This is a genomic window from Nonomuraea rhizosphaerae, assembly GCF_019396405.1.
GTDB classification, from domain to species: domain Bacteria; phylum Actinomycetota; class Actinomycetes; order Streptosporangiales; family Streptosporangiaceae; genus Nonomuraea; species Nonomuraea rhizosphaerae.
This window is the reverse complement of the sequence record NZ_JAHKRL010000509.1, coordinates 1-11,143: the sequence shown is the minus strand read 5'-3', so window position 1 is coordinate 11,143 and position 11,143 is coordinate 1. Positions and strand designations below refer to the sequence as shown.

Below are 11,143 nucleotides of genomic sequence, written 5' to 3'. Positions count from 1 at the left end.
GGCGGCATCAGCACGGCCACCAGGCCGCCCGGCTTGACGTGGGTGAGGCAGTGCTGCACCCACGCCAGCTCGGGCTCGCCGCGCGGCGGCAGGCCGTACTCCCAGCGCGGGTCGCCGGTCAGCTCCTCGTATCCCCAGGCGCGCTCGTTGAACGGGGGATCGCAGACGACCGCGTCGGCCTTCGTCTCGGGGAAGCCGTCATGGCGGATGGAGTCGCCCGGCACGACCTCCGCCTCGGCCCCGCGCAGCCGCAGGCGCGCGGCGGCGATGGCGGCGGAGGTCTCGCTGAGGTCCTGCCCCAGCACCTTCGTCACGCCGCCCAGCGGGAGCGTGGCCAGCAGCAGGGTGCCCACCCCGCAGGCGGGGTCGAGCAGCGCCCCGCCGTCCCTGTGGACGAGCCGCACCATCAGCTCGGCCACCTCGTCGCGGGTGACCGAGAGCTGCCGTGAGTGGGCCTCAAGATAGCGCTCACAAAGGAACTCGTACGCTGTGAGCGGGTCGTGCTGCCCGGCCAGCTCCGACACCAGCCCGGCAAGCTCGGGCTCCAGGTCGCTCCGGCCGGTGGACAGGAGCGTCCCCGCCTGGGCCACCAGCCGGCCCAGGCGCAAATCGCCCGCGGCCTTGAGGCGCTGCCACACCCGATCTCCCAGGGAGACCTGGTAGGACTTCCCGTAGCGCCGCAACCACGCCTCGACCTGGCGTAGCGAGAACAGAGGCTGGTTGGCGGTGCCGCCGGTGGGCAGAGGGAAGTCGTCGTGGCGGCGGCGCCAGTTGCTCACCGCGGCACGCCCGACACCGGCGAGCCGGGCGATGTCCCCGGCATTCACGGTCGGGTCGTGGGTCATGAAACCCACAGTAGTTCACAAGAGTCTTCCACGCATCTGCTTGTGAAGTCTTTCAACCAATGATTTACTGCTGGGTATGAAGCACAACATCCGCTATGCCGCCGGATCAGACGTGGGCCGCCGCAGGGAGCAGAACGAGGATTCCGGCTACGCCAGTGGCCGCTTGCTCGTGGTGGCCGACGGGATGGGCGGACACGCGGCCGGTGAGCTGGCGAGCTCGGCGGCCATCGCGGTCATGCGTGAGCTGGATGCGACGCTTCCCGAGTCGGGCTCGGATCTGGAGGCCTCCCTGGAGGGGGCCGTCCACGAGGCGGCCCGCAGGCTCGTCGAGCTGGCCGACATCGACCCCGCGCGCAGAGGGATGGGGACCACGGTGACCGCCATGCTCTGGGACGGCTACCGGTTCGCCCTTGCCCATCTCGGTGACTCCCGGGGATACCTGCTGCGCGACGGCGCGCTTTATCAGATGACCAAGGATCACACACTTGTGCAGTCGATGGTGGACGAAGGCCGGATAACAGAAGATCAAGCCGCCGTGCACCCGCGCCGGTCGATGGTGCTGCGCGTGCTGGGCAGCGAGGGCCGGGCGGAGCCCGACATGGCGCTGCGCGAGGCCGAGCCGGACGATCGTTATCTCCTCTGCTCCGACGGGCTGACCACGGTGCTCGGGCCCGAGGCCCTGCACGAGGTGCTGACCACGGTGGCAGACCCGGCGGCGGCGGTTCAGCGGCTGATCGACATGGCGAACGAGGGCGGCTCCCCGGACAACGTGACCGTGATCATCGCGGATGTGGTGACGCCGGGCGCCGGCGACACTCAGGTCTATCGGGTGGGGGCGGGCTCCTGACCTGGCCATATCGCAGAGAAGTCTAGTACGGAACCTCAGGAGTCTCACCAGTCACAGAACCGAAATTTCGCCTCATAAGGAGACACTTTCCGGTTGTTAGGCCCGAATCTGCGATGCCGCTATTACAGTCCACTGTGATTTGTCGGTTTTTCTGGGAGGAGTGGCCCTGGACCCGCTCGCGGAGACTCTGCTGAAAGAGGTTCGTGGCGAACTCGGCTATCGCGAGAAGGGTAGCCAGCTCACCAAATTCGGACAGTGGTACGCGGAACGCGTCAAGGACCCCCAGTACCGGGATGCGCCGTGGTGCGACATGTTCATCGCCTGGGCCGCCGACAAGGCCGGGATCGCGGAGTACGTCGGGCAGTTCGCCTGGACCCCCTCGCACGCGGCCTGGTTCATCAAGCAGGGCGCCTGGAGCCGGCAGCCCGAGCCCGGAGCCCTCGTCTTCTACGACTGGAAGGGCGGCAAGAGCTACAAGGGCATCGACCACGTCGGCATCGTCGAGTCGGTCCAGGGCAAGAAGATCCACACGATCGAGGCGAACGTCGACCGCGTCTGGCTCAAGCGCAAGACCCGCGACACGGACAAGGTCGTCGGGTACGGCCTGCCGCGCGTCGTGAAGGCCAAGGCCGACCTGAACGAGATCCGCGCCACCGAGCAGCCGCTCGCCCGCCAGCCCTTACCGGTGACGGAGCACTCGCCGATGGACGCGCTGGGCTCGCCGCTCGCGCTGCTCCTGGTGATGGTGCTGACCACCGTCGCGGTCTCCTTCCGGCTCGCCGGTCGTCGGCGTGGCACGCATCGCCGCTTCGCCTTGCCGTTCACCCTGCCGTGGAGCGCGCCGGACAAGGACGCCGCCACCGAGAAGCGGCCGACCGCTCGCAAGCCTGCCCAGACCAAGGCCTCCACCAGCGCGAAGTCCGCCAGGACCGCCGCGACGGCGAAGGCCCCCGCCAGGACCGCCGCCAAGCCGCCCGCCAGGACGACGGCCGCGGCCAAGACGGCCGCCGCGAAGACGGCCGCCGCCGCCAAGGCGAAGGCGGCCGCGAAGGCCAAGGCGAAGGCCGCCGCCCGCGCGAAGGAGACACGCAGCTCCAGCCGGATGGACGCGCCCCTGGAGCCGATGCACGTCGGCGCCCCGCCCGCGCTGACCGGAGCCCGCGTCCGCGAACCCGCTCAGAGCGGCACCCGTCTCCGTGAACCGGCCGCGAACGGCACCCGCGTCCGCGAACCCGCTCAGAGCGGTGTCCGCTTCCACGAGCCGCCTCAACCCGGTGCCCGTCTCCCCGAGCCCGCTCAGGTCGGCGCAGGCGCCTCCGAACCCGCTCATCACCCAACCAACCGCCGCAGACCGTACGAGCCGTCCTGACCCTTACCGCCCGCCCGAGCGGGGCCGATGGACGGCTCGCGCCCAGGGCGGCGGTGCGGTCCGGTGGGCGGTTCGGGCCCAGGCCGGCTACAGCGGGTCGTTCAGGTCGATGACCACCTTGACGTCGTCCTCGCGCGGCTCGAACGCGTCGAACGCCCGCTCCAACGGCACCCGCCGGGTGATCAGCCGCTCCAGCCACCCCCGGTCCGCCCGCGCCAGGGCGGCCGCCGCGTCGCGGTAGTGCGGCAGGCTGGAGTTCACCGAGCCGAAGACGACGGTGTTGGTCAGCACCAGCGAGCGGTTGACCAGCCCCATGTCGGCCGGGATCGTGATCCCCTCCGCGGACACCCCGGCCAGGCAGACGATCCCGGCGGCGGCCGTGCGGGTCATCGCCTCCAGGACGAGCCGTACCGCCCCGGTGGCCTCGATGATGACGTCCGGCCGCAGGTCCCCGACGGCCTCCAGCGTCGAGCCGCTGTGGTAGGTGCCGCCGAGGCCGGACACCAGCGCGGGCTTGACCCCGTCCGGCGCCCGGTCGAGCACGTGCACGTCGAGCCCGCGCTGCCGCCCGAGCAGGGCGGCCAGCAGCCCGATCGGCCCGGCGCCGGTGACCAGCACCGTGCGCGGCTCCGACCAGGCGCGGGCGCCGACACGCTCGATCTGCTGCCAGGCCTTGGCGACGATGGAGGTGGGTTCGAGCAGCATGCCGACCGTCGCCAGGCGGGCGTCCAGCGGCACCGCGTACGCGGCCTCGATGGTCCACAGCTCGCTGCCGAACCCGTCGAGCGCCTTGATGCCCCGTTCGGTGTAGAGCCCGTTGCGGCACATGTCGGACTCGCCCCGGGCGCAGGCGGGGCACGGCACCGGGTCCGGCCGGCGCACCACGCCGACGATGAGGTCACCGGGGGAGAAGCCGCAGCCGGGCGGCGTTTCGAGCACCCGGCCGAGCGACTCGTGCCCGAGGACGAGCCGCCGCTCCGACGGCCAGCCGAGGTCGGCCGCGGTCAGCTCCCGGTCGGTTCCGCAGACGCCCAGCGCCAGTCCCTGGACCAGTAGTTCGTCCGGTTTCGGGGAGGGGTCGGGAAACTCTTCCACCGCAAGGGACCCGCGATGTCCCGGACGCCACGTCAGTGCTCGCATGCCGGAATTTCTACCCGCCGCAAAACCTTGGGATTTAGTAGGACGTCCTAGTATCTTCAGTGAGCGAGGCCCCTCACAAAGGAGTGATCAGGCGTGCACGTACCGGTGAACCCCGTGCGTTTCGTGACCGCCGCCGCGTTGTTCGACGGACACGACGCGGCGATCAACATCATGCGACGCATCCTCCAGACGCAGGGGGCCGAGGTCATCCATCTCGGGCACAACCGGTCTGTCGACGAGATCGTCACCGCCGCCGTCCAGGAGGACGTCCAGGGCGTGGCCATCAGCTCCTACCAGGGCGGTCACGTGGAGTTCTTCACCTACCTGGTGGACCTGCTGCGCGAGCGCGGCGCCGGGCACATCAAGGTGTACGGCGGAGGCGGCGGCGTCATCGTCCAGGACGAGATCGACCTGCTCCACTCGCGCGGCGTCAGCCGCATCTTCTCGCCGGAGGACGGCCAGCGCTACGGCCTGCCCGGCATGATCAACAAGCTGATCGAGGAGTGCGACGTCCAGTTCGACGACCCGCCCTCGGTCGAGGCCGTCGGCTCGGGCGACCAGGCCGCCCTGGCCAGGGCGATCACGCTGATCGAGTCGGGGCGGGCGCCGGAGGGGCTGATGGACGGGCTGCGCGCCGCCGGCCGGACCGCGCCGGTGCTCGGCATCACCGGTACGGGCGGCTCCGGCAAGTCCTCGCTCACCGACGAGCTGGTCCGCCGCCTGCGCGTGGACAACGACGACAAGCTGCGCATCGCCCTGATCGCGATCGACCCGACGCGCAGGCGCGGCGGCGGCGCGCTGCTCGGCGACCGCATCCGCATGAACAGCCTGGGCCCGCAGACCTACTTCCGCTCCCTGGCCACCAGGGGCGCCGCCAACGAGGTCCCCGCCTGCCTCGACGACGTGATCACCGCCTGCCGGGCCGCCGGCTACGACCTGGTCATCGTGGAGACGCCCGGCATCGGGCAGGGCGACGCCGGGATCGTGCCGCACGTGGACGTGCCGATCTACGTCATGACCCCGGAGTTCGGCGCGGCGTCCCAGCTGGAGAAGATCGACATGCTCGACTTCGCCGAGGCCGTCGTGATCAACAAGTACGAGCGGCGCGGCGCGGAGGACGCCCTGCGCGACGTGCGCCGCCAGCTCGTCCGCAACCGCGCGGCCTTCGGGGCGGCGCCCGACGACATGCCGGTGTTCGGCACCATCGCGGCCCGCTACAACGACGCCGGGGTCACCGCGCTCTACCACCACCTGAAGGGCCTGCTGGTGGACAAGGGCCTGCGCGGCGGCCCGGGGCTGCTGGCCCCGGTGCGCGGGCGTACGTCCGAGGCCGCCGCCGCGATCGTCCCCCCGGCCCGCGTCCGCTACCTGGCCGAGATCGCCGAGACGGTGCGCGGCTACCACGCCGAGACGCTCGCCCAGGCGGAGGTGGCCCGCCGCCGCCAGCAGCTCACCGCCGTCCAGGCGCTCCTGGAGGACGACCGGCTGGCCGGCCTCACCTCGAAGGCCGAGGCCGAGCTGACCGACGAGACCCGCGCCCTGCTCGGCGGCTGGGCGGCGACCAAGGAGCAGTACACGGCGGACGAACTGGTCGTGAAGGTGCGCGACCGCGAGATCCACACGCCCCTGTGGCGCGAGACCCTCTCGGGCAACCGCATCCCCCGCGTGGCCCTGCCCCGCTACAGCGACGACGGCGACCTGCTCAGGTTCCTGCGGAGTGAGAACCTGCCCGGCAGGTTCCCCTTCACCGCGGGCGTGTTCGCGTTCAAGCGGGACGACGAGGACCCGACCAGGATGTTCGCCGGCGAGGGCGACCCGTTCCGCACGAACAGGCGCTTCAAGCTGCTGTCGGAGGGCCAGCCGGCGACCCGGCTGTCCACCGCGTTCGACTCGGTGACGCTCTACGGCAACGACCCCGACCTACGTCCCGATATTTACGGAAAAGTCGGGACCTCGGGGGTGTCCATCGCGACGCTCGACGACATGAAGGTGCTCTACGACGGCTTCGACCTGGCGGCGCCCAGCACGTCCGTGTCGATGACGATCAACGGCCCCGCCCCGACGATCCTCGCGTTCTTCCTCAACTCCGCCATCGACCAGGCCGTCGAGCGCTTCGCGGCCGAGAACGGCCGGGCGCCCGGCGAGCAGGAGGAGCGGGAGCTGCGCGCGCGGACCCTCGCCACCGTCAGGGGCACGGTCCAGGCCGACATCCTCAAGGAGGACCAGGGCCAGAACACCTGCATCTTCTCCACCGAGTTCTCGCTGCGGATGATGGCCGACATCCAGGAGTGGTTCATCCGCAACAGCGTGCGCAACTTCTACTCGGTGTCGATCTCCGGCTACCACATCGCCGAGGCCGGGGCGAACCCGATCAGCCAGCTCGCGTTCACGCTGGCCAACGGCTTCACGTACGTGGAGGCGTACCTCGCCCGCGGCATGAAGGTCGACGACTTCGCGCCGAACCTGTCGTTCTTCTTCTCCAACGGCATGGACCCCGAGTACAGCGTGCTCGGCCGGGTGGCCCGCCGCGTCTGGGCGGTCGCGATGCGGGAGAGGTACGGCGCGGGGGAGCGCTCGCAGAAGCTGAAGTACCACATCCAGACCTCGGGACGCTCGCTGCACGCCCAGGAGATGGACTTCAACGACATCCGCACCACCCTGCAAGCCCTGATCGCCATCTACGACAACTGCAACAGCCTGCACACCAACGCCTTCGACGAGGCCGTGACCACCCCGTCGGCCGACTCGGTGCGCAGGGCGATGGCGATCCAGCTCATCATCAACCGCGAGTGGGGCCTGGCCCGCAACGAGAACCCGCTGCAGGGCTCGTTCATCATCGACGAGCTCACCGACCTGGTGGAGGAGGCGGTGCTGCGCGAGTTCGAGCGGCTCTCCGACCGCGGCGGCGTCCTGGGCGCGATGGAGACCGGCTACCAGCGCGGCAGGATCCAGGACGAGTCCATGCTGTACGAGTCGCGCAAGCACGACGGCTCGCTGCCGATCGTCGGCGTCAACACCTTCCGCAACCCGCGCCAGGACGAGCCCCAGCACAAGAAGCTGGAGCTCGCCCGGGGCACGGAGGAGGAGAAGCGTTCCCAGCTCGACCGCCTGCGCGCCTTCCACGAGCGCAACCGGGCCGAGGCCCCCGCGGCGCTGGCCCGGTTGCGCGAGGTCGCCATGTCCGACGGCAACGCGTTCGAGGTGCTGATGGAGGCGGCCCGCGTCTGCTCGCTCGGTCAGATCACGGACGCCCTGTTCGAGGCCGGAGGACAATACCGGCGCAACGTCTGACCTCAGCAGTACTTGGCGCCGTCGAACGTGCGCGGGCCCCTGCTGACCGTGCTGGAGATGGTCTCCCTCGGTGCCACGGACCAGCACCGGCCGTCGCTGCCGTGCGCCCAGACGATCTTCATGTTCATCCGGACGCCGCAGCCGTTGTAGGCGTAACCGGTCTTGGTGATCTTGCCTGACTTCTGCCAGAGGCTGACGCACGACGGGACGTTGCCCAGTGCGCTGGCCTGGGCGGGGGCGGCGGCCACGAGGCCGAGAGACGCGGCGCCGAGGATGGTCAGAGCGGCGAGCGACTTGCGGATGGTGATGGTCATTGTCGTGTTCCTCCCTGTTCGGGTGCTGTCCGATGGAAGGAAGGTAGGCCGGGGTGTGTTGAGGATCCGTTGAGGTTGCGTCGATATGATTTCCCTCATGTCAGATGTGAAATTGAGGGGCAACCCGATCACCGTCGGCGGAACGTTCCCCGGGCCCGGTGACAAGGCCCCGGCGTTCCAGCTGGTGGCCGGCGACCTGAGCGACACCACCCTGGCCGGGTTCGGCGACGCGACCAAGGTTCTCAACATCTTCCCCAGCGTGGACACCGGCACCTGCGCCGCCTCGGTGCGCCGCTTCAACGAGGTGGCCGCTGAGCACCCCGGCGTCGCGGTGCTGTGCGTCTCGGCCGACCTGCCGTTCGCGCAGAAGCGGTTCTGCGGCGCGGAGGGCATCGAGAACGTGACGATGCTCTCGCTCATGCGCGGGCGCGAGTTCCTGCGCGACTACGGCGTGGCGCAGGAGAGCGGGCCGCTGGCCGGGCTGGCCGCGCGCGCGGTGATCGTGCTCGACGGCGACAACACCGTGGTCTACTCCGAGCTGGTGCCCGAGATCAGCCAGGAGCCCGACTACGAGGGCGCGCTGAACGCCCTCAAGTGATCAGTTCTTCCTGCCGACCCCGCCCAGGATGAGCGACGTCTCGGGGCCGTTGGCGAAGTCGATCGTGTCGGCCTGATCGGGACGCCACTCCGGCAGCCAGGTCAGGCCCGGCTCGACCAGCTCGAACCCCTCGAACAGCTCCTCGATCTCCTCCCGGCCGCGCAGCGTGAGCGGGGAGTTGGCGGTGCGGTAGACCTCCACGCCCCTGCGCACGGCGGCGGCGCGGGCGTCGCTGGTGCCGTGCGACAGGACGAGGTGGCTGCCGGCGGGCAGGTGCTCGCGGATGGCGGCCAGGATGCGCGCCGGGTCCTCGGCGTCGCTGACGTAGTGCATGATCGCCACCAGCAGGACGGCGACCGGCCGGGTGAGGTCGAGCGTCGCCATCACGACGGGGTCCTTCAGGATGTCGTGGGGCTGGCGCAGGTCGCCCTCCACGACGGCGACGCCGGTGCCCGCGAGCAGGGCTCGGGCGTGGACCAGCACGACCGGGTCGTGGTCGACGTAGACCACCCGCGAGTCGGGCGCGACCGACCTGGCCACTTCGTGCACGTTGTTCCGGGTGGGTAAGCCCGTGCCGATGTCGAGGAACTGGATGATGCCCTCACCGGCGAGGAAGCGTACGGCGCGACCGAGGAAGGCCCTGTTGGCGCGGGCGGCGAGGCGCACTTCGGGAGCCACGCGCAGGATGCGCTCAGCGGCCGCCCGATCGGCGGGGAAGTGGTCCTTCCCGCCGAGGTAGTAGTCGTACAGCCGGGCCACGTTGGGCGTGTTGGGGTCGAAGCCCAGCGATTCGCGCTCCAACCAGTGATCCCCCGATCAATAGTTAAAGATCTTTACTTTGGATTCTACGGATATCCGACCTCGCTTGGGGAGATGTTCCCCCAGAGTGGGCGTTACTTGGTGTTTATTCCCTTCGCCGAGGTGTACCGATCCAAGAGGTGAAGATGAGTTTTGATGACACGGCTGCCCCGACGCGGGGGGCGGAAAACGTCCGGCGGGTCGTCTCGCTGGTCCCGTCGCTGACCGAGTCGGTCGCGGCGACCGTTCCCGAGCTGCTGGTCGGGGCGACGGACTGGTGCTCGCACCCGGCCGATCTCGACGTGACCCGGGTGCGCGGCACCAAGAACCCCGACCTGGACGCCATCCGGCGGCTGCGGCCCGACCTCGTGCTCGCCAACGCCGAGGAGAACCGCGCGCCGGACATCGAGGCGCTGCGCCAGGACGGGATCCCGGTCTGGGTCACCCGGATCGAGACGGTCGACGAGGCGTTCGGCTCGCTGGAGCGGATGTTCCGCGAGGCCCTGCGCGTGGAGCCGCCGCGATGGCTGGAGCAGGCGCGGCAGGTGTGGGCCGAGCCGGCGGAGGTCAGCCGCAGCGCGATCATCCCCATCTGGCGGCGGCCGTGGATGGTGGTCGGCCGCGACACCTTCACCGGCGACGTGCTCAGGCGCCTCGGGGTGGCCAACCTGTACGCCGGCCACGCCGAGCGCTACCCCCGCGTCCCCCTGGACGAGCTGGTGCGCAGTGCCCCCGACCTCGTTGTCCTGCCCGACGAGCCGTACGCGTTCGCGCCCGGCGACGGCCCCGAGTCCTTCCCCGGGCTGCGCTGCGCGCTGGTCAGCGGCCGCGACCTGACCTGGTACGGCCCGTCGCTCGTGGCCGCCCGCGAGCGCCTCCTCACCGCCCTGAGCCGGTCCTGACGCCCGCCTTCGGACGGCGGCCGAGCGCGGCGGGACGGCGGCTGAGCGCCGCGTCCACCTCCGCCGGCGACAGGAAGTGCTCCATGACCAGCACCGCCGTCCCCACGATGCCCGCGCGGTCGCCCAGCGAGCTGGTCACGATCTCCAGGTTGCGGGTCGTGTACGGCAGGCTGCGCCGGTAGACGCTCTCCCTGATGCCCGTCAGGTAGTGCTCCCTGGTCTCGGCCATGTCCCCGGCCAGCACCAGGACGGCCGGGTTGAGCAGGCTGACCGCGGTGGCCAGCAGGATGCCGACCGTGCGGCCGGCCTCCTGGGTGACGGCGATGGCCGCCGGGTCGCCCGCCTGCACCAGGCGTACGACCTCCCTGCTGCTCTGCCGGCCCAGGCCGGTGGCCAGGGCGTGGCCGCTGGCCAGCGAGGCGACGCAGCCGCGCGAGCCGCACGTGCAGACCCGGTCGTCGCTCTCGCGCAGCCGCACGTGGCCGATGTTCCCGGCGGCCTCCTCGACGCCGCGGTAGATCCGGCCGTCGAGCACGATGCCGGTGCCGATGCCGGTGGACACCTTGATCAGGATCAGTGAGCGGCTCTCCCGCCAGGACGACCACCACTCGCCCAGCGCCATGGCGTTGGCGTCGTTCTCCACCAGGACCGGCACGTCGAACGTCCCCCGCAGCGCCTCCCCGATCGGGTGCTCGTCCCAGCCGGGCATCAGGAACGAGCGCAGCAGCCGGCCCGAGGTGTGCTCGACCGAGCCCGGCAGGTCCACGCCGATGCCGCACACCTGCCCGGCCGGCCGTCCCGTCCGTTCCAGCAGGCGCTGGAACGCCTCCCGCACCCACGACAGGACGGCGTCCGGGCCGCGGTCGATGCGCATCTCCGCGTGCTCCTCGGCCAGCGGCCGGGCCGCCAGGTCGGTCAGCGCCACCCGGGCGTGCCCGGCGCCCAGGTCGGCCACCAGCACCAGGTGGCCGGCGGCGTCCACGTCGAGCACCGAGGGCGGCCGGCCGCCCCCGGAGACGCCGGCGCCGGGCTCGCGGGC

Annotated in this window: 10 protein-coding genes; 5 read left to right on the top strand and 5 right to left on the bottom strand. The window is 70.8% G+C overall.

Going from position 1 to position 11,143, the window contains the following annotated elements; genetic code table 11:
- Nucleotides 1–845: HsdM family class I SAM-dependent methyltransferase (locus KME77_RS26575; RefSeq protein ID WP_246610790.1), on the bottom strand; the 845-nt coding region annotated here is incomplete at its 3' end.
- Between the two features lie 76 nt (nt 846–921).
- On the opposite strand from KME77_RS26575, the gene KME77_RS26570 reads away from it, so the two are divergent.
- Together KME77_RS26570 and KME77_RS29595 are read left to right on the top strand one after the other, a co-directional pair.
- Complete coding sequence (locus tag KME77_RS26570) at nt 922–1,692, top strand: PP2C family protein-serine/threonine phosphatase (protein ID WP_219471677.1); 771 nt, start codon at nt 922–924, stop codon at nt 1,690–1,692.
- Between the two features lie 160 nt (nt 1,693–1,852).
- The gene (locus KME77_RS29595) at nt 1,853–3,061 is read left to right on the top strand and encodes a CHAP domain-containing protein (protein ID WP_308250916.1); all 1,209 of its coding nucleotides are present in this window, start codon (nt 1,853–1,855) and stop codon (nt 3,059–3,061) included.
- An 87-nt stretch (nt 3,062–3,148) separates the two neighbouring features.
- Here the strand turns inward: KME77_RS29595 and KME77_RS26560 are convergent, their stop codons facing one another.
- A complete protein-coding gene (locus KME77_RS26560; protein ID WP_219471676.1) occupies nt 3,149–4,201 on the bottom strand; it encodes a glucose 1-dehydrogenase in 1,053 nt (350 codons plus the stop codon).
- 93 nt (nt 4,202–4,294) lie between these two features.
- Between KME77_RS26560 and icmF the strand changes: the two genes are divergently transcribed.
- A complete protein-coding gene (gene icmF / locus KME77_RS26555; protein ID WP_219471675.1) occupies nt 4,295–7,492 on the top strand; it encodes a fused isobutyryl-CoA mutase/GTPase IcmF in 3,198 nt (1,065 codons plus the stop codon).
- 2 nt (nt 7,493–7,494) lie between these two features.
- Here icmF and KME77_RS26550 read toward each other — a convergent pair whose 3' ends face one another.
- Nucleotides 7,495–7,806: an alpha-amylase inhibitor gene (locus tag KME77_RS26550; RefSeq protein ID WP_219471674.1), complete on the bottom strand. Its 312-nt coding sequence runs from the start codon at nt 7,804–7,806 to the stop codon at nt 7,495–7,497.
- Nucleotides 7,807–7,903: 97 nt separating this feature from the next.
- Between KME77_RS26550 and tpx the strand changes: the two genes are divergently transcribed.
- Nucleotides 7,904–8,404 carry a thiol peroxidase gene (tpx, locus tag KME77_RS26545; RefSeq protein ID WP_219471673.1) on the top strand — a complete coding sequence of 167 codons (501 nt, stop codon included), beginning with the start codon at nt 7,904–7,906 and terminating at the stop codon, nt 8,402–8,404.
- Here the strand turns inward: tpx and KME77_RS26540 are convergent, their stop codons facing one another.
- Nucleotides 8,405–9,205, bottom strand: a complete 801-nt coding sequence (locus KME77_RS26540; RefSeq protein WP_219471672.1) for an SAM-dependent methyltransferase — start codon at nt 9,203–9,205, stop codon at nt 8,405–8,407.
- A gap of 143 nt (nt 9,206–9,348) precedes the next feature.
- Here KME77_RS26540 and KME77_RS26535 point away from each other — a divergent pair, with 143 nt between their 5' ends.
- Nucleotides 9,349–10,104 carry a helical backbone metal receptor gene (locus KME77_RS26535; RefSeq protein WP_219471671.1) on the top strand — a complete coding sequence of 252 codons (756 nt, stop codon included), beginning with the start codon at nt 9,349–9,351 and terminating at the stop codon, nt 10,102–10,104.
- Here the strand turns inward: KME77_RS26535 and KME77_RS26530 are convergent.
- The coding region (locus KME77_RS26530) for an ROK family protein (protein ID WP_219471670.1) at nt 10,082–11,143 on the bottom strand (1,062 nt) is incomplete at its 5' end. The genes KME77_RS26535 and KME77_RS26530 overlap by 23 nt on opposite strands.

Excerpts from the sequence above, each read along its gene's own strand:
- KME77_RS26570 (WP_219471677.1), top strand. The coding sequence starts at position 922 with ATGAAGCACAACATCCGCTATGCCGCCGGATCAGACGTGGGCCGCCGC.
- KME77_RS26550 (WP_219471674.1), bottom strand. The coding sequence starts at position 7,806 with ATGACCATCACCATCCGCAAGTCGCTCGCCGCTCTGACCATCCTCGGC.
- tpx (WP_219471673.1), top strand. The coding sequence starts at position 7,904 with ATGTCAGATGTGAAATTGAGGGGCAACCCGATCACCGTCGGCGGAACG.
- KME77_RS26560 (WP_219471676.1), bottom strand. The coding sequence starts at position 4,201 with ATGCGAGCACTGACGTGGCGTCCGGGACATCGCGGGTCCCTTGCGGTG.
- KME77_RS26535 (WP_219471671.1), top strand. The coding sequence starts at position 9,349 with ATGAGTTTTGATGACACGGCTGCCCCGACGCGGGGGGCGGAAAACGTC.